Source organism: Methylophaga sp. F7 (assembly GCF_056863975.1).
This window is the reverse complement of record NZ_CM166511.1, coordinates 2,544,894-2,563,077: the sequence shown is the minus strand read 5'-3', so window position 1 is coordinate 2,563,077 and position 18,184 is coordinate 2,544,894. Positions and strand designations below refer to the sequence as shown.

Sequence of the window (18,184 nt, the reverse complement as noted above, 5' to 3'; positions counted from 1 at the left end):
GACAAGATTGGGGACGCTTCCCTTTAATTGGTTAATATTCTAGTCTATTGCTATGCTCGAAATAGCCGACATCTATTTCCAAATTCCATACCTCTTACCCAGTTAGATAATTGACGTGATGATGTATTTTTTCTTGATGATGTCAAGCAACGCTATTTAGAGTGCAACACTTACATTTGTTAAAACATCAGGTAACGTTTTTTGGCATATTCCTTGATGGATAATAAAAGGGAATCTTCCCTTTTTCGACTGAGAATGAATATAAACAATGCTCTTAGATTATTCATTATGTATGCCTTAATTTCAGCGCATGTTATTTGAATGGCCAGAATATCTACAGGATAAAAATTATTATGGCGAGTTTGGATACTCAGCAGGGGATTATTGAAAACAGTAAGGTCACAATTGGACCATGTACCTATGGTTATGAGTACTTGCAAGTATTCGGCTCGGAAGGCGTTTCGTTGACAATAGGCAGTTTCTGTTCAATTGCAATGAAAACCACTATATTTCTTGGCTCAAACCATCGAACTGATTGGATCACTACCTTTCCATTTGGTCATCAAATGGCTGATGAGTTAGGAGGCCGGGAAATAAAAGGCCATCCAGCTAGTAATGGTGACGTCGTCATCGGCCATGATGTTTGGATTGGCTATGGCTCAACTATTGTATCTGGCGTAACAATTGGAAGCGGAGCTGTTATTGCTGCCAACGCTCACGTTGTTAAGGATGTTGCTCCCTATGAAATTGTCGGTGGAAACCCTGCAAAACACATTCGATATAGGTTCGATGAGGAAATAAGAGCGTTACTTTTGGAGTTAAGATGGTGGGATTTGCCTATCAGCGTAATAAAAGAGCTGAGCCAAACCTTATCTTCAGAGCCGACGGTTGATTTACTGAAGTCACTCGTTGCTTCGTTTAGAGCCTGATTACGTTTGATGTGCATTGCAATTTAAAACCTACTGTTCTGATATAAGGATGCTTTGGTTTGGCGAGAAATTAAGTGGCAGACATCTAACTTACTGGTTATGCGGGGGAAGTTTCTTTCTTTATCAACTTCATCTATTGTTTACTTTGCTTTATAAACGGGGTGAGGTCACTGGACGTCTAGTGGATTCCTTCATCCGAATAAATGCAACATAACGCGTCAAAGGCGACGCTCATAACTCGCACGCTTTAATGCGAGTGTTATCAACCTCTATTAATGGAAGAGAGACCATGAGCATCATTGAAGCCTTTCCCAACGGAACGCCAATAGATAATCAAAACATCTTTGAAAGTATTTCCAGCCGCATGTCTGGCTTTTTGTATCGTTGCCGCATGGACAATGACTACACCATGCTGAACATGTTCGGCAATGTCCAGGAGCTGACCGGTTATAAACATCAGGAGTTAATTGGCAACAAACTTACTTCCTACGTGAATCTGATCCACGAGGAGGATGCACAGGCTGTCGATGATGCAGTGGCGGCAGCTATTGAAGAGCGTAAGAACTGGGATGTGGATTACCGCTTAAAATGCAAAACGGGTGACCCCATTTGGGTGAATGAAAAGGGCGGCCCGGTATTTGACGACAATAATCAAGTGGCGTTTCTTGAGGGGGTGGTGACCACGATACAAGCCAGGAAATTGCAGGAACTGGAGCGTCAATCCAGAATGGATGAAGTGGAAAGCCATAGCGCGGACATCATCAAGCAAACCCATACCATTTTGGATATGTTGAAAACCCTCCGCCTGCTTAGCTTGAATGCCAGTATTGAGGCCGCACGTGCTGGAGACGCGGGTCGAGGTTTTGCTGTAGTTGCATCCGAGGTAAAAAAACTGGCCGAGAACACGGGGCATGCCACTACCGAAATCACCCGATTAACCAAAGAGCTCGACGCACTGCTTAAGTAATTATTTATCCAGGCGACCAGATAAAGGCAAAGCCATAACATGCAACCCGAAGAAATTAAGGAAATTTTCGATCAGCAAGCTTCAGGCTACGATCAGCAATGGGCCAGAATGGCGTCCATCAATAATGGTTTATATTTTTTGCTGGAATCTGTTTTTGCGGGGTTAGCTGAAGATGCTCACATTCTTTGTGTGGGAGCTGGCACAGGCAAAGAGTTGATTCATCTTGCCAGGAAATTTCCCAATTGGCAGTTTACGGCGGTAGAGCCTTCAGGTGCCATGCTTGCTGTCTGTCGTCAAAAGGTTGAAGAGGAAGGGATGACGAGTCGCTGTCATTTTCATGAAGGCTATCTTGACTCTTTACCTGACAAACAGCTTTATGACGCAGCAACCTGCTTTCTGGTTTCCCAGTTTATTCTGGATCAACAGCTGCGCACAAAGCTGTTTGGTGAAATTGCTCAAAGACTGAAACAGGGTGGAATTTTGGCAAGTGCCGATTTAGCTTCACAATTAGGATCGGATGAATATGAAGCCTTATTGCATACATGGATGACAATGATGGCGGGGGCTGGCATTACAGCTGAAAAACAAACCCAGATAAGAGATGCCTATGCCAAAGATGTAGCGGTTCTGCCTCCCAACAAGGTCGCTGACATCATTAAATCAGCAGGTTTTTGTGTACCTGTGCAATTCTTTCAAGCAGGATTGATTCATGCCTGGTTTGCCAAATTGCAAACGTAAAAAATAACTAAAATAGCAGCGTCCTCTTATACAAAAATCTGAGTACAGACAGCTTCAGTCTGTAAGTAAATAAAATCAAGTTGCTAAACCATTCAGCTATCACATCTTCAGTTTTCATTTAGCGTCCTGGTTCACATTAATTGCAACATTCATAGAGTTGTCACAATAAATCACTATCTTCAGTCCCGATGTTCATTATCTGACTTGGAGGTAACGTGAAAAATACGCAAAAATTAGTACTCGCTTCAATACTGGCAGCTCTGTATAACGTGCCAGCAATGGCGGCAACCTGTATTCCTGGTGGCACGAGTGATTCACCGACGCTGATCTGCACCCCAACAGACAGCGGCAATATCAATGACAACAGAGACAACCTGTCAGTGACCGTTGAAAGCGGTGCACAGATTGTCCGTGCAACTGGACGTCCGGTGCAATTGGAAGGATCCAACCAGACGCTGAATAATCAGGGCCTGATTGAAAGTGGCGATGATGATGCGATTCGTGGCAAGGGTGTAAACCTGACAATCGACAATTCCGGCACTATACGTGGCGGTGACCGGGGTATCCGTCTTCAGGATGACGCCGATAATTTCACACTGATCAACCGTGAAACTGGAAAAATCTTCGCGGAAAACCAGGCCGTCAGATTAGACAATGATGCCGAACTGGAAAACGCACATATTACAAATTATGGCCTGATTCAAAGTACTGATGGTCGCGCCATTCAGAGCCGCGGACCAGGTGGCACTGTGATTAACTACGGTACGCTGCTTGGCGGTGAGGAAGTGATTGAAGCGAGAGAGAATTTCACGCTTGAAAACCACGGCACTATCGCGTTGAACGGGTTGTCATGGGATGCGAGCACGCAGACCTGGATGAATACCGGTGCCACTGACGATGAAGACGGTGTGCAATTTGCCAGCGGGGAAGCCAATAACTACGGTGTGATCCTCGGTAGCGATGATGGAATCGACATCGATGAGGGTAAGGTGCACAACCACGCCTCGGGCGTCATTGTCTCCACCGGATCGGCGAGTAATCCATTGGAAGGCGGTAATGGCATCGACGTAGATTCATTGTACGAGCCTACGCAAGGTGAGGTTCGCACTGCAGGTCCACTGACCGTCATAAACGAAGGCTATATCGAAGGCGTCCACGCGATTGGTACGGATGTGGCCAGCACCTCTGAGATCACCATTGAGAACAGCGGTACCTTGGTTGGCCGGTCAGGTACTGCAATCCAGTTTGCACCCAATCAGGGTAATAGTAGCTTGCAACTGAGTGGCAACAGCGAGATTATCGGTGATGTTATCTTTGGCGCTGGCGATGACATGCTGATTGTGGATGGGCTTACTTCAACTTCAGGTATGCTGAGTACCGGCATTTTTGATGGCGGCTTGGGAGAGAATAGTGTTTTCTTTAATGATTTTTCACTGTCTAATATTTTGTCATTTGATATCACCGACACGTTGATATACATGTCCTTCGGTATCGCGAGTGATGAACTGTTCTCAGGAAAATTCACTAACTTCTCATCATGGACATTTGGTGCTGATGGCTCTTTCTCGACAGAAGCGCTTGCAAGACAGTTTATGAATCCAAGTGCGGTGCCACTACCTGCGGCATTACCGCTTTTCGCTTTCGGCCTTTTCGGACTTTGGGCTGGCCGAGCACGTCTTTTGAAATAATCATCGACGTAGGGGCAACCCTCATTGCGTCGAGCCAATGTCTTTTGGATCAAAAGGGTCAGAGTCTGACACTGACCCTTTTGATTCAGCTGTTTTTACACCCGATTTAAGCTACGTTTTGCATTAGGATTTTATTGTCCTAGAAGTATCTGAACATCCACAGCCCCATCGCGATCATCATCAGGTTTTCGGTGAGCGATACAAATCCCAGTGGTACATTGCTGCCACCACCTACGCAGGCGCATTTGAGTTCGCGTTTGTCTATATACACTGCCTTGAGCACTGATACCGCGCCGACCGTGCCGATAAATAATGCGACAGGGATAGCCAACCACAGCATTGCTCCTGCCACCATGAGAACGCCTGCCAGCAATTCACCAAAAGGATACACATAGGAGTAGGGCACCACCCGACGTGCCAACAGGTCATAGTTGAGAAACATGGTTGAGAAGCTTTCAACATCCTGTAATTTGAGCAGCGCCAGAATGCTCATGCTAATGGCGATAAACAGCTCGGCAGTACGGATGCTCAGCAGACCTTCGCCCAACATCCAGCTTATCGCCAGAGCCAACAGGGCGGCAACGCCGAATACTGCCAATACAGGCTGATAACTGGTTTCGTCCTTGGCTTTTACCTTCTTGCCGAAGTGCTGCCGCAACGCGTCATATCCACCAATACGGGTTTCGTTGATAAATGTCTGGGGTGTCGTTTCCACATCATGCTGCTCTTTGAACGCATCGGTTTGTTCGCGTGAAGTCAGCCATTTATCTTCCACTTCATAACCTTCACGTTTAAGCAGATCCAGGGATTTCAGGCCAAACGGACAAACATGCTTGTCCATGACCATACGATAGAGCGTTGCTTGTTTTGTTGGATCAGATGACATCGAATTCTTCTCCTTGTTTTTATAAATGGCTTTATCTTTTGGGGGGCTTGCAGAGCGAAGAAGTTCCTTTCGCTACTTGCCCTTTACTATACGGTAAGACTTCTTTGATTGTTTTTTCAAATTAATACCATCCTGTCGGCTCTGATTTTATTAGCGATATTCACTGGAGGGATTAACGGATATCTGTTTCAGGATAGTTGGTTATTGTTTCAAAAGGGTATAGGTTAACTTTTACACAAGAATACTATTTGCGTATTTGGTCGTTAGCCAGGAGCTTTATTTTATATGTTGGCATTCTCAAATCCGGTTGGCTCAGGAACCCTTTGGTTCCACAATCTGACCACTGCCGAAGGTACACCCGTAGCCTATGATCCCCAGGCGCGGGCATTCCTGCCCATGCCGCCATTCTGTGCAAACCGTGAGATTATTGGTTGCAACTGGATAGCACCCGAAGAAGGTGCTTTTTGCCGGTCATGTGCGATGACTGCGTTGGCGCCGGATCCGGAAATTCCCAACGCTATCTCAAATTGGGCAGAAACCGAAGCAGCAAAACGCTGGGTACTCGATAACCTTGGCCGCTGGCACTGGTTCCGGCCGGAAGATCCCGGAACGCGGCCGGTTTTTCATATGCTTGCTGATGGACATACGCTTGCTGCTATGGGGCATGGCAATGGCGTCGTAACCATTAGCGTATCCGAGGCCGATCCAGTAGTGCGGGTTACCCGCAGAGAAGCCCTGGACGAGCCTTACCGAACGATGATCGGCCACATGCGCCATGAAATTGCACACATGCTTTGGTGGCGACTGAGCCTGCGTGAAGACTTTCTGCAGGCGTTTCGGGTGATGTTTGGTGATGAGCGAGAGGACTACACAGCGGCACTTCAGCGACATTACCAGCAAGGTGCACCACAAGACTGGGAGCTGTTTTACCTGACCAGCTACGCCTCGGCGCATCCTCACGAAGACTGGGCTGAAACGACGGCACATTTGTTACATCTGACAGATATTACCGACAGTTTTGTGGCAACTGGCCTAAGTTCTCCAGAACTACCTCACCATAGCTGGGATCCCTATTCAGAGCCTGACTCTGTTTTGCTAATCAACGTTGCTACCGCCCTCGCGACACGCATCAACCACATTAACCGCTCAATGGGGTTATCAGACGTCTATCCATTTGTTCTATCAGAAACTGGCCGGCGCAAGCTTGCATTCGTACACGACTGGTTGCGACGCGGGGCTCAGGGGCGCTGATCTGCTGCTTTTTCGTTACGAATGGCGGGGATACTACCAAACGCTTTTGTCTTTTTGTGTTATGTTTGAACTGACAGTTAGTGGTCAGTTGTAATGAAGCCGACTAGCTCAATTCTGAAATTAGGAAGCTGATAAAGCCTCCCTATCAATGATTTATTCAATCTCCTCTAAACAATACTGACAAGCTCAGTTCATTTTGTGTGCTTTTTCCAGTAAGGCTTCTCTGAGGAGGCTCAACAGGAGAATGTTCTATGTCGATTACCAGTGAAACTGAATTATCTGAAGAAGTATTATCCTGGCGCGATCCCAATATGGACTCCGTTCGCGGAACAGAAACCCCCAAAGATCCGAACAAAGGCTACATCGCACTGCTTGGCTGGAGTGTCAATGCAATAAAAGCTGCGCAGCAGTTTGACCGCCACTATATCGTTGTTGCGCCTGAATGGGCTGCAGATTTTTGTACCGCTAACAACATACCTTTCATCTCATGGGATTTTATCCGTCTCAATGATAGGTCCCTGGAAATTGCCGAAAAACTGAAGGCGGAAGGAGTCGATGTAGCTATACCGTTATTCGAGGAAACCGTTGAATGGTCCGGTGCCATCAATTCTGTTCTGCTGAATAATCCGCGCATGTACGGTCAGTCTATTCTGTTCCGTGACAAGGCGTTGATGAAGCGTCGTGCTCAGCTTGGTGGTATTCGCGTGGGGATTTTCGAAGAAGCGCATGAGAAAGAAGATATTGTTCGCTTTATGAAACGCGTTAATCAGACGCTGCTCAAACTTGATGGTGATCCGGATGATCCGATTCACGTTAAGGCATTCGACAAGGCCGGTTGCCTCGGTCACCGAATGATCCGCACGATAGATGAAATCGATAACATTCCGGCCGAAGAGTACCCGTTGCTGATGGAAAGTCACCTGGATGGCTGGGAGTTTGCGGTTGAGGCCTGGATCCACGATGGCAAAATCCAATTCCTCAACATTTCTGAATATGTCACCTTGGGTTACTCTGTATTTGTACCGGCTACCGCGGAACTTGAAAGCTGGCGGAATGCGATCACCAAACAGATCGAATTGCTGATCAAAACCTTCGACATCCAGTTTGGCCTGATTCACCCTGAGTACTTCGTTACGGCTGATGGCGAAATGTACTTTGGCGAAGTTGCCTATCGTCCGCCCGGCTTTAAAGCTTTTGAGCTGATCGAGAGAGCCTACGGATTCAATGCTTATCAGGCTTCGATGCTGGTATTCGATCCGAAAAGCACCAAAGAGGAAGTGGCTGCATTCTTCCCCAAAGAAGTGGTCGATGCCAAGGGGTACGCTGGCTGCTTCGGCGTCTACCCACGTCGTCGAGTGGTCAGCAAGCTGGAAATGCCCAAAGAAACCATTGAGCATCCTTATTTTGAGTCACATGAACTGGTGGCACCGGCAGAAGAAACCGTTCCTGACCGGGCGGCTTTTGGTACGCATTGGGGCCTGATCTTCTTCTTTGGTGATGATCCCATCAAAATGCGCGATTTGCTGAAAGCGCAGGAGGAGTTGGACTTCTACGTCTAATTTCATATGCATAGCGACCTGCCTGCGAGGGTAGGTCGCTATGACTTTTTAGGGTTTGACGGTAAGTTGGGCTCTCCATTACAAAATAGCTGCTTTTCTAAGCAGAGGATAATTGTTTAAACTCAGGATTAACCTATAACAAACTTCACGGACGATATACGGTGCCTGCCCCTCAGTAAGCCGTTAGGCCTTTGATGGCAGTCAGATTCGATTAATCTACGCAGATCAAAACTGTGAGGAAGATTATGAATGAATCAACTAATCGTAAGACCGTTTCTCTTTCATCGATCAAATATTTGTTGACGCAGATCCATATGGACCTCCGAGGTTTAATTTGGTGTGCGCTGCTGATATTTTCGTACCTTCCCACCGTTGCTTTTGCTCAAACTCCATGTCCTGGAATTCATGTGAAGATTCTCGATATCAGAAATAGCAAAGGAGCTGTCGCGTGCGCGCTTTTCGAGGCGCCAAATGGTTTCCCTACTGAGTTTCTGCGCTATGCAACCAATATTATGATGATAAAAATTCGGGATACAAAGGCACGTTGTGACTTTTTAGATATTCCGCCTGGAACGTATGCCTTGGCTGTTATTCATGATGAAAATATGGACGGCGAGCTTCGTACTAACTGGCTGGGGGTGCCCAAAGAAGGCTACGGTTTTTCAAACGATGCAAAAGCCTCAATGAGTGCGCCTTCATTTGAGGCTGCCAGTTTTACTTACGATGGCCAAAAACTGGATTTGACGATCAAGTTGAATTATTGAGCGATCGTTGAATAAATTCGACCAGAAAATGGATTGAGTTTAATCCTGTGAAAAACCAAGCTTCAGTAGCTGGTATCTTGATGCAGCCTTTGGCCGAAAACCTCAGGAAAGCAGTCGTTCGTTTCAGCAAACGACTGCTTTTGTTTTAAAACTGCAATGCAGGAGTTACCGGGTAGGTGTCGAATCTATTCGTCATTTCCCCAGAATTTCCACCACCTTCTCCGATGCTCTTCTTGTGATTTCTGGCCCTGCTCCGAACCTTTGCCTTGCTGCTTCCGTTCTTGTTCCATTGTACGTTGCCGATCCATGTCTTCCGGATCGTGTTCCCGCTTGCGTTCACGTGTTTGTTCACCTTCGCCGCCATATTGCTGCATCTGTTCTTGCTGCTTTTTGCCTTTACCGTCACCTTGCCCTTGCCCGTGCCCACCGGCAAAGTTAGTTGTCGAGAAAGCTGTTAAGGTCATCAGGGATAGAATTAAAATTAACTTTTTCATGACTTCATACCTCATAAAGATGGAATATGTATGACAGTTAACTTCCTGTTTACTGGATATTTAGTATATGGCTTGGAAATAAACTTACATTGAGCCAGATCAAAGATACGGTTTACAAAATTCTGTCCTAGGGCTAAAAAAAGTAAAAGGGGCGGAGTCAATTGAAAATTTAAGCAAAAAGCACAGATTATTTCTGGATTAAAAGATTTGTCTCCAGTTGCCACGTGCTTTATTCCATTTTGAGAGCTAGTATGCTCTGGAGTCATAAATTTTTATTTAATACTAGTTCGTTATGAAATTCATTCTGTTCTGTTGATTAACTGTTGTTCCTCATTTTGCTATTAATAGCTCAAAGTGCTTTGTAATCGGAGATTTGGATGGATACAGTCGATAAATTGTTTAATGGCAGCTTTATGCCCCATGGCCATTGTTTGCAATGGCTACCGGATCTCCTGTTCCTTCACGTTAGTGGTGATCTATTAACCTCTATTGCTTATTTTGTTATTCCTATTGCCCTTGTCTATTTAGTTAAAAAAAGAACTGATCTCGCTTTTAACTGGATATTTATTATGTTTGCCGCCTTTATTTTTCTGTGTGGTGTTACCCATCTCACTGGTTTAATAAATATCTGGCAGGGTTTTTATTACATTGAGGGGCTTGCTAAGTTTGCAACAGGTTTAGTCTCTATCCTGACCGCAGTTATGATTTGGCGATTAATACCAAAAGCCTTGGCTATTCCAAGCAATGATGAATTTCGAAATAAAAATGCAGCCTTACAGCAAGCTCAACGAGAGTTATTGGAATCCAACCAGTTACTCGAACGACGAGTGTTAGAACGTACCAAAGAGCTTGAACGCTTAACGACAACGGATCCGCTCACGGGTGTGATGAATCGTCGTGGGCTTATAGACAATTTGACAGCAGAAATTGATCGGGCAGAGCGTTACCATCACCACTTAAGTTTATTAATGGTCGACATGGATCACTTTAAAGACGTGAATGATAAATTTGGTCACCTTTCTGGCGATGCCGTTTTAATAGAAGTGGCCAATATTTTGTCTGATACCTGCAGAACCAGTGACTTTCTGGGCCGCTATGGTGGGGAAGAGTTTCTTTTGTTACTTCCCGAAACCGATACTGAAGAAGCCAGTCAGCTTGCAGAACGTATCAGGGCCGCTATTGAACAGCATCGTTTTTGCCAGGATGATGGCGTCGATATCTCTCTGACATGCAGTATTGGCGTTACAGAGTTTCGAGTTAACCAAACCCAAACCAGCTTGCTTCAAAGCGTTGATCGCATGTTGTATAGCGCCAAAGAGTCCGGTAGAAACAGAGTAGTGGTAAATGATAACTCAGAAAGTTAACCGATAAATGAGCAGCTCTCTCAATCTGCCCAGACGTTCAATATTATTTCCGTCGGAAATAATATTGAGACGAAAACTGAATATAAATATTAAAAGTTTATTTACTTGATACCACTTATCTTATTGCCACATACTCAGTTCTTATCATGACAATAAAACCTTCAGAAAGAGTACTGAATCGCATTTGCCGCATTGCGCTAGCCTTGTTTTCGTTAGCGTTGGTTTGTAGTACCGCAATTCCTTTAATACATACCGATCAATGGTGGATACGAATATTCGATTTTCCTCGCGTACAAATTTCCGTATTGATGGGTTTGGCTTTAGCCGCCTATGTGGCTCTGAGTTTTTGGCGTCGGATGCGGATATGGGAATATGCGCTTGCTGCGATGGTCGTCCTGTCATTGATCTGGCAGCTTATAGCCATTGCTCCATACACCGCGTTTTATCCCAAGGAAATGTCTGAAAGCCGACAGGATAATGATTCCAATCGGATATCGTTACTGATTTATAACGTGCGTTACGATAATCGTGAAGTGAAAGCGCTGCTGAAACTGATACGTGATAACGATCCCGATATAATTTTATTAAGCGAAACGACCAAATGGTGGTTAGAACAACTGGAGGGTCTGGAAGACGACTATCCTTTTACATTATTCCAGCCGCAAGATAATCATTACGGTATGTTGCTTTTCTCCCGACAAGAGCTGGTGAATCCAGAGATCCGCTTTTTAATTGAGTCAGAAATTCCATCAATTCGCACCCAGGTTCGGCTTCCATCGGGAAAACTTGTAACCCTTTATGGTGTGCATCCACGACCTCCGGGTCTTGATCTTTCTGAAGAAGAGGAGGCTGAAGCGGATGGAGATGAACGCGCAGACTCCGATATGCGGGATGCCGAATTGATGTTGGTTGCCAAAGAGGTTAAAGAGTTAGGAGAGGTTCCGGTCATCGTGGCTGGCGATTTTAATGATGTGGCTTGGTCACATACCACACATCTTTTTCAGCGAACGGGTGGTTTACTCGATCCGCGTGTAGGGCGTGGCTTAATGAATACTTTTGATACCAGAAGTCGCCTGTTACGCTATCCACTGGATCATGCTTTCGCCTCAGAACATTTCCTTCTCGTTGAGCTACGACGTCTTCCCGATATCGGATCTGATCACTTTCCCCTATTTGTTGTGCTCGATTACGATCCTGATGCGTCCATTGAAAATGAAGAGCCCCAGTCTGATGCGGATGATGAACAAGAAGCTGAGGAGGCCATCGATAAAGGCAAGAATAGTGAATGAAAGAGTAGCCTTAAGACGTTCTTGAAAAGTTCAGTAACAGCAGATTTGATAGCTATCGTAGTCAGTCATACCAAAATCTGTGGGGATAGATGATGAAGCATGCAACTGCAATTGTTTTAGGGGCGACAGGCGCTGTGGGTAAGCAGTTAGTCAATCAATTAAGCCGACGAGAAGATGTCGTTAATATCATTTTGATTTCGCGTCGCGAATTAGACATATTGAGAGATTTTCCCGATGCGATTGCTTCAAAAATAAACAATCAGGTTGTGGACTTTGAACAGTTGGAACAACAGGTAACTTCCCTGATTCCGCCAAAATCTGTTGCTTTTATTGCATTGGGAACAACGCAAAAACAGGCGGGTAGTAAGGCGGCCTTTCGTCATATTGATCATGATTTGGTGATCGCGTTTGCACGAGCATGTAAATCTGCTGATGTTTGCAGACTCGGTGTTGTCACTGCACATGGGGCCAATGTGGATTCTGCTAGTTTTTATAATCGTGTCAAAGGTGAGGTTGAGCGGGATATTAAATTACTGGGTTTACCAAGTGTGTTTTTTGCCCATCCTTCACTACTGTTAGGCCGACCGGATGATGGTCGTTTTGCCGAGAAACTGGGTGAAAGTTTGCTCGCTCCCATATCCTCATTTATTCCCAAAGCTGTGCGTCCAATTTCAACAAAATGCGTGGCAGCGGCGATGATTAAAGCAGCCTACGATGCTGAAAATAAAAGCTCGTCTTTTGTGCTGTCGAATGCTGATATGCATCAGCTTCAGATTATTGAGTAATGGTTCGATCCTCCAAAGATTGACCATTAAAAGGCGATCCTTATTTTAGAAACCGCTTCAATTTCGTGGTTGCTACATTAATAGTCAGAATATATGATCTGTATACGTTTCGTATATTAGGATCTGTTATGGGTATTGTAAAAATAAGTGATGATTTGCATGAGGAAATTCGAAAGTCCAGCTCGGTTATGGTCCGTTCGATCAATGCTCAGGCTGAGTATTGGATAAAAATAGGTATGCTGGCCGAGGCCAACCCGAGTATGTCTTTTTCGGAAATTATCAGTGCCCAGATGAAACATGCCGACGTTGAAATAAAGAAAATTGTCGGTGGCTAGGGTAACACTCAAAACCACGGACGAATTACAGGTGATGCGTGAAGCCGGAAGACTGCTCGCATCCGTTTTCAGCTATATTGATAAGTATGTAACAGTTGGCATATCCACGATGGATATCAACAATCTGGTTGAACGATATATTGTTGATCAACTGGGTGCCCACCCTGCAAGTAAAGGGCAATATGGTTACCAGTATGTGCTCAATACCTCAGTCAATCATGTGGTTTGTCATGGTGTTCCTGCAGACAATCAGAAACTGAAGTCGGGTGATATCATCAATGTAGATATCACGCTGGAGAAAGGTGGCTATATCGCTGATTCCAGCAAAATGTATCTGATCGGTGAAGTCACACCACTGGCAATACGTTTAGTCGATAAAACCTACGAAGCGATGTGGCAGGGGATTCGGGCCGTGAAGCCAGGAGCGACCCTGGGCGATATTGGTTACGCGATTCAACATTATGCTGAGAAACATGGATATTCTGTGGTTCGTGAATACTGTGGTCACGGCATTGGTCGGGAAATGCACGAAGAACCTGCAGTTTTACATTTTGGTCAACCAGGAAATGGACTGGTATTACAGGAAGGAATGACCTTCACCATCGAGCCTATGATCAATCAGGGGAAGGCCAAGGTGAAACAAAAGAAAGATGGCTGGACCGTGGTAACCAGTGATAAAAAGTTATCTGCACAATGGGAACACACCATTGCGGTTACTTCGAATGGTTACGAAGTGCTTACGCTCAGGGAAGAGGAACGTAACTGACCTTCGGATCACCTGAACAACTCTCTAAAGGCTATTTAGAATGTTGCACAAATCGCTAATGTCATCCAACAAACATGTAAGTCCGGGCACGTTATTTGTGGTGCTGGCGGCAATGTGTTGGGGACTTGCAGGTGGGATTGGTGGCATCCTCACGGCAGAAGGCTGGAGCTCATTAGTGGTGTCTTTCTATCGAGGCATTATAGGACTGCTGTTCGTTCTGATCTGGCTAGCGTTGCGACCCCATAACAGTGGATTAGGAAATTGGCGATTATGGGGTTGGTCGATTCTTGCTGGGGTGGGCGTCGCTGGCAACTTCGCTTTTTATTTCAGGAGTATTGCCGAAGGAAGCGTTGCAGTAGCTGTAACGCTGATGTATTGCGCACCTGTGTTCGTTTTTCTAATTTCTTTTGTACTCAAACTTGAAAGAGCTTCTTTATTTAAATGGTGCGCCATGGCAATGGTCATTATGGGGGTGATGTTACTAACGGGGCTATATGATATTGATACCGATGATGTCACACCTGTCGCCGCTGGAGCCGGCCTGCTCTCCGGCCTTTCCTATGCGATATTCATTTTTGGTTTCAAATATGCAGTTCCACACGGTAGCCCGCAGGCGATTCTGTTTATAGCCTTTGGGGTTCTGGTCAGTATACTCATCGGGTTTGTAGATATTGAACAGACAGTGTCAGTATTGAGCTCACCAAATTGGTTTCTGTTTGTGCTGTTGGGAGTGCTTGGCGCAGGGATCTCATTCATTCTCTATATCGTCGGACTGAAATACACCGCGCCAACATTGGTCGCTATTGTGGCTATGGTCGAACCGGTAACAGCATCTCTATTCGGGATAGTGGTGTTAGATGAAAACTTATCGGCACTACAGTTTTTCGGTATGGGACTGATAATTGTGACTGTTACAGTACTGAGCAGATATACAAGCTCGCAGAATGAGCCATCTGAAACAGGCGATCAGCCAACTTAATTTAAACTCACATTTACGTTAAAACAGAAAAGAGAAGACGGGTTTCTTAAGGACATTGAATTTGCCCGGGCCTTTGAAATTAGCGGTGATAACGGCAGGCCGTTACCAGCATCGTCGTCAGGACATCTCTACTTTCCATGCTTCACCTCCGGTTGGGGAATGGTTTGCTCGCTGGAATTTAATAGGGATATTAGTTGTGCATTGGGGCGTTCTGAATGAGAGAAACTAGCTATCCCACAAACGTTAAAGGGATAGATTGTTGTAATCTGAAGTTAACACTACACGTCTTTTGGGTGAGGAATGAATCGACGGCTTGGCAAAAAAGCGATTATTTGGCTGGTCCTATTGTGTATTGCTGTAGCTAGCATTGGTTGGTATTTAGCTTTATCCAATCAAACCTTGTGCGGTGCCAGCACTGAAGACGCTATGGTGATGCTTTCCATTGGTTTGGGGCTGGGGTGTGTGCCGTTTATTCCCGGTACAGCAGGTGCTCTTGGGGGCGTTATACTCAGTTTATTGATTAGTCGACTTAGCACCATAAAACAGTTGGTGGTCATCGCTTTGCTGATTCTTGTCGCTATTCCAATAAGTGAACATGGTGAAAGATTTTTTGCTAGCAAAGATGCTTCAGTTATCGTAGCGGATGAACTGCTTACCTTTCCACTGGCAACTATTGGTCTTCCCGTTCATCAACATCCAGTAATGCTGGCCGGTATTTTTATGACTAACCGCATTGTTGACTGGACCAAGCCACCACCGGCTCGGGCGGCTGAATCCATACCTGGAGGCGTGGGGATAGTGCTTGATGATGTGGTGGCAAGCTTGTGGACATTGCTTATATTCACTATTGGTTGGCGGTGGTATCGTCGACAATAAAAGACGGTTTTAGTAAGGTTGAAAATAAAAACAGCCTATTTATTAAATTGTTTTTATATAATCAGAAAACAACATAAACATTAAAACGTTTAGCTTTACGCTATAAGGAAATTCAAAAGTGTTGAAGAATCGCTCTAATTATTCGCTTGCCGCTGTTGGCCTTATGGTGGCCTTAGGTACAATTACTGCCGCACATGCTCAGCCACAGGACTATGATTGGTCTGGAACATATATAGGTGTAAGTCTTGGGGCGGCTCATAGTCGTGCCTCATTTGATGCTTCAACTTCTGATGGTTTTCCGGGGTCTTATTTTACGACGCCCGATCCTGAGCAAATTGCCGAAGCGGCTGATAAAAGTGCTTCGCAATCCGAGCTAAGTGCGGGTTTGTTCGGGGGCTATGGTCAGCAATTTGATCGTTTATATCTCGGGGTGGAGGCTGGCGTGAACAGTTTAAGCTTTGATGACTCCTCTTCATCAGGCGGCATTTATGAGTCGGCTCCAATAGCGACCTATAACAATAAAATCTCCGTGAAGGCTGACTGGCAAGCATCACTTCGTGCTCGTGTAGGTTGGGCCGAGAAACGCTGGCTTGCCTACCTTACCGGTGGTGTAGCAGCGACTAAAATCAGAATGGATGCAACATTTTCTGATGACTTGTCCGGGACAGGCGCTTTTGGTCGTGATTCAGATAATGAAACCAAACTAGGATGGGTTATCGGTCTGGGTGGGGAATATGCTCTTAGCGAAAGTTGGACAATTCGAGGAGAGTATCTCTACGCGGATTATGGAAAAGCTGATACAACAGCATTGGTCACCAATCCAGCTTTTCCGACGCTTGCGAATGACTTGAAAAGCTCTGTCGAACTTAAAACCCAGATTCTTTCAGTGGGTGTTTCTTATCGTTTCTAATGGTTTGGTAGCTCAGCCTTTGACAGCATAGAATGCCTTGAGGACTCTTTAACAAGCGCTAAGCCCATTATTTCGGTTAGTTATTTACAGGAATGCGTCGGATTCAAACTGTAAATATCGGATGCTATGGCACAAAATGTGAGAAACTCCTTTTATTGCCCGAAGTAAATTGTTGGCATCTTCCTCCCTATTTTCCTACCCGAACGTGAGCCCAAATATGCAGATGAATAATGCGATTAGCTGATTTTATCCGAGCAGAAATAGAGCCGATTCTGCAGGATTGGGAAGCGTTTGCCAAAACACTGCTGAGTGGCAAACATATGAGCAAATCTGGGCTGCGTGATCATGCCAGAGATATGCTGTTGGCGATTGCAGACGATCTTGATACCCCACAGAGCGAAACAGAACAGACTGCCAAATCGAAAGGGCATGAACCTGAAGATGAAGGAGAATCTTGGGCAGAAGTGCATGGTGGTGACCGCCATATCAGCGGTTTCAGCGTGATGGAGACGGTTTCAGAGTTCAGGGCGCTTCGGGCCAGTGTGGTTTCACAGTGGACTAAAGCATATAAAACTACTCAAAACCATGATCTCGAAGATCTCACCCGGTTTCATGAAGCGATTGACCAGGCCGTTGCTGAGTCCCTCGAACATTATGCTACTGCAAAAGAGATGGAAACCCGATTATTTGGTGCCATTCTGTTAGCATCGCCTGATCCGATTTATGTGCTCGATCTCGGAGGCAAATTTATCTATGCAAACAAAGCCACCGCGGATCTTTTCGCGTTGGCACCAAAGGAGATCATTGGCAAATCTACTTTTGATCTTGGGTTTCCGTTTGCATCTGATTTTCAGCACAATTTGGAAAAGGTGATAGCGGATCAGTCAACCTATCGTGGAAAGTTTGTGCATAGGTTTAGCTCTGGTCATGGTGAAAGATTTGAGTATCTTCTGGCACCCGTACTGGATGAACAACAAAATACTGAAGCCACTGTATGCATTGCCCGGGATATCACCGAACAAGCGCTGGCTGAAGAAAAAATATGGCACAACGCTCATCATGACTTACTAACCGGGTTGCCCAATCGACGTCTTTTTCTGGATCGTCTGGAACAAGAGGTCAAACATGCAAAGCGTAGCAAAATTCCCTTAGCTGTACTGTTTATGGATCTTGATGGCTTTAAAGAGGTAAACGACACACTTGGTCACGAAGCGGGGGACCGCGTATTAGAGCTTGTTGCTGAGCGGCTGATTAAATGTGTCCGAGAGGAAGATACCGTGGCCCGGCTTGGTGGAGATGAATTTACCGTCATTCTCACCGGTGCTCAGCAACAAAAAGATATTGAGTTGGTGGCGCAATCGATAATTGACGCGATTGCGGTGCCGTTCAATCTTGTGCAAATGCCCGTTCAGATTTCTGCCAGCATAGGGATCTCAACATTTACTGATATGACGATTTCTTCTATTGCTATGCTGGAAGCCGCCGACCATGCCATGTATAAAGCCAAAAAATCCGGTTCAAACCGTATTTATTTTCACGAATAATTAGATTAAACAGACATATAATTGGACTAGATTTGTTGAGCTTATATGGCGACCACTGCT

At 45.4% G+C, this 18,184-nt stretch carries 18 protein-coding genes; 16 read left to right on the top strand and 2 right to left on the bottom strand.

Features of this window, described 5'->3' with window-relative positions:
* Nucleotides 1-353 precede the first annotated feature (353 nt).
* The 4 genes from AC08OG_RS12875 to AC08OG_RS12860 all read left to right on the top strand — a co-directional run bounded on the left by AC08OG_RS12875 (nt 354) and on the right by AC08OG_RS12860 (nt 4,322).
* Nucleotides 354-929 carry a CatB-related O-acetyltransferase gene (locus AC08OG_RS12875; RefSeq protein WP_292353505.1) on the top strand — a complete coding sequence of 192 codons (576 nt, stop codon included), beginning with the start codon at nt 354-356 and terminating at the stop codon, nt 927-929.
* Nucleotides 930-1,218: 289 nt separating this feature from the next.
* Entirely contained in the window at nt 1,219-1,896 is a 678-nt protein-coding gene (locus AC08OG_RS12870) for a methyl-accepting chemotaxis protein (RefSeq protein ID WP_292400374.1), read from the top strand.
* A 39-nt stretch (nt 1,897-1,935) separates the two neighbouring features.
* A complete protein-coding gene (locus AC08OG_RS12865) occupies nt 1,936-2,634 on the top strand; it encodes a class I SAM-dependent methyltransferase (RefSeq protein WP_482929691.1) in 699 nt (232 codons plus the stop codon).
* A 215-nt stretch (nt 2,635-2,849) separates the two neighbouring features.
* Complete coding sequence (locus AC08OG_RS12860) at nt 2,850-4,322, top strand: hypothetical protein (protein WP_482929690.1); 1,473 nt, start codon at nt 2,850-2,852, stop codon at nt 4,320-4,322.
* Nucleotides 4,323-4,461: 139 nt separating this feature from the next.
* Here the strand turns inward: AC08OG_RS12860 and AC08OG_RS12855 are convergent, their stop codons facing one another.
* On the bottom strand, nt 4,462-5,208 hold the full coding sequence (locus tag AC08OG_RS12855; RefSeq protein WP_292400367.1) for a glutaredoxin family protein: 747 nt from the start codon (nt 5,206-5,208) through the stop codon (nt 4,462-4,464).
* A 285-nt stretch (nt 5,209-5,493) separates the two neighbouring features.
* Here AC08OG_RS12855 and AC08OG_RS12850 point away from each other — a divergent pair, with 285 nt between their 5' ends.
* The 3 genes from AC08OG_RS12850 (at nt 5,494) to AC08OG_RS12840 (ending at nt 8,782) form a co-directional block, all read left to right on the top strand.
* Nucleotides 5,494-6,459, top strand: coding sequence for a zinc-binding metallopeptidase family protein (locus tag AC08OG_RS12850; protein ID WP_482929689.1), 966 nt, complete (start codon nt 5,494-5,496; stop codon nt 6,457-6,459).
* Nucleotides 6,460-6,710: 251 nt separating this feature from the next.
* Nucleotides 6,711-8,018, top strand: a complete 1,308-nt coding sequence (locus AC08OG_RS12845; protein ID WP_482929688.1) for an ATP-grasp domain-containing protein — start codon at nt 6,711-6,713, stop codon at nt 8,016-8,018.
* A gap of 245 nt (nt 8,019-8,263) precedes the next feature.
* Nucleotides 8,264-8,782: a DUF2141 domain-containing protein gene (locus AC08OG_RS12840; protein WP_292353512.1), complete on the top strand. Its 519-nt coding sequence runs from the start codon at nt 8,264-8,266 to the stop codon at nt 8,780-8,782.
* A 185-nt stretch (nt 8,783-8,967) separates the two neighbouring features.
* On the opposite strand, the gene AC08OG_RS12835 is transcribed toward AC08OG_RS12840, so the two are convergent.
* Nucleotides 8,968-9,276: a hypothetical protein gene (locus AC08OG_RS12835; RefSeq protein ID WP_482929687.1), complete on the bottom strand. Its 309-nt coding sequence runs from the start codon at nt 9,274-9,276 to the stop codon at nt 8,968-8,970.
* A gap of 377 nt (nt 9,277-9,653) precedes the next feature.
* Between AC08OG_RS12835 and AC08OG_RS12830 the strand changes: the two genes are divergently transcribed.
* The 9 genes from AC08OG_RS12830 to AC08OG_RS12790 all read left to right on the top strand — a co-directional run bounded on the left by AC08OG_RS12830 (nt 9,654) and on the right by AC08OG_RS12790 (nt 18,124).
* Nucleotides 9,654-10,640, top strand: coding sequence for a GGDEF domain-containing protein (locus AC08OG_RS12830; protein WP_482929686.1), 987 nt, complete (start codon nt 9,654-9,656; stop codon nt 10,638-10,640).
* Nucleotides 10,641-10,786: 146 nt separating this feature from the next.
* Nucleotides 10,787-11,929: an endonuclease/exonuclease/phosphatase family protein gene (locus AC08OG_RS12825; protein WP_292353515.1), complete on the top strand. Its 1,143-nt coding sequence runs from the start codon at nt 10,787-10,789 to the stop codon at nt 11,927-11,929.
* Nucleotides 11,930-12,018: 89 nt separating this feature from the next.
* The gene (locus AC08OG_RS12820; RefSeq protein WP_482929685.1) at nt 12,019-12,714 is read left to right on the top strand and encodes an NAD(P)H-binding protein; all 696 of its coding nucleotides are present in this window, start codon (nt 12,019-12,021) and stop codon (nt 12,712-12,714) included.
* Nucleotides 12,715-12,842: 128 nt separating this feature from the next.
* The gene (locus AC08OG_RS12815) at nt 12,843-13,049 is read left to right on the top strand and encodes a ParD-like family protein (protein ID WP_482929684.1); all 207 of its coding nucleotides are present in this window, start codon (nt 12,843-12,845) and stop codon (nt 13,047-13,049) included.
* Nucleotides 13,042-13,815: a type I methionyl aminopeptidase gene (map, locus tag AC08OG_RS12810; RefSeq protein WP_482929683.1), complete on the top strand. Its 774-nt coding sequence runs from the start codon at nt 13,042-13,044 to the stop codon at nt 13,813-13,815. Before AC08OG_RS12815 ends, map begins: the two co-directional genes overlap by 8 nt.
* A gap of 40 nt (nt 13,816-13,855) precedes the next feature.
* Complete coding sequence (locus AC08OG_RS12805; RefSeq protein WP_482929682.1) at nt 13,856-14,794, top strand: DMT family transporter; 939 nt, start codon at nt 13,856-13,858, stop codon at nt 14,792-14,794.
* Nucleotides 14,795-15,094: 300 nt separating this feature from the next.
* Nucleotides 15,095-15,670, top strand: coding sequence for a phosphatidylglycerophosphatase A family protein (locus tag AC08OG_RS12800; RefSeq protein ID WP_292353521.1), 576 nt, complete (start codon nt 15,095-15,097; stop codon nt 15,668-15,670).
* Between the two features lie 118 nt (nt 15,671-15,788).
* Nucleotides 15,789-16,580 carry an outer membrane protein gene (locus AC08OG_RS12795; RefSeq protein WP_292353522.1) on the top strand — a complete coding sequence of 264 codons (792 nt, stop codon included), beginning with the start codon at nt 15,789-15,791 and terminating at the stop codon, nt 16,578-16,580.
* Between the two features lie 230 nt (nt 16,581-16,810).
* Nucleotides 16,811-18,124: a diguanylate cyclase domain-containing protein gene (locus tag AC08OG_RS12790; protein WP_482929681.1), complete on the top strand. Its 1,314-nt coding sequence runs from the start codon at nt 16,811-16,813 to the stop codon at nt 18,122-18,124.
* The last annotated feature ends 60 nt before the right edge of the window (nt 18,125-18,184 follow it).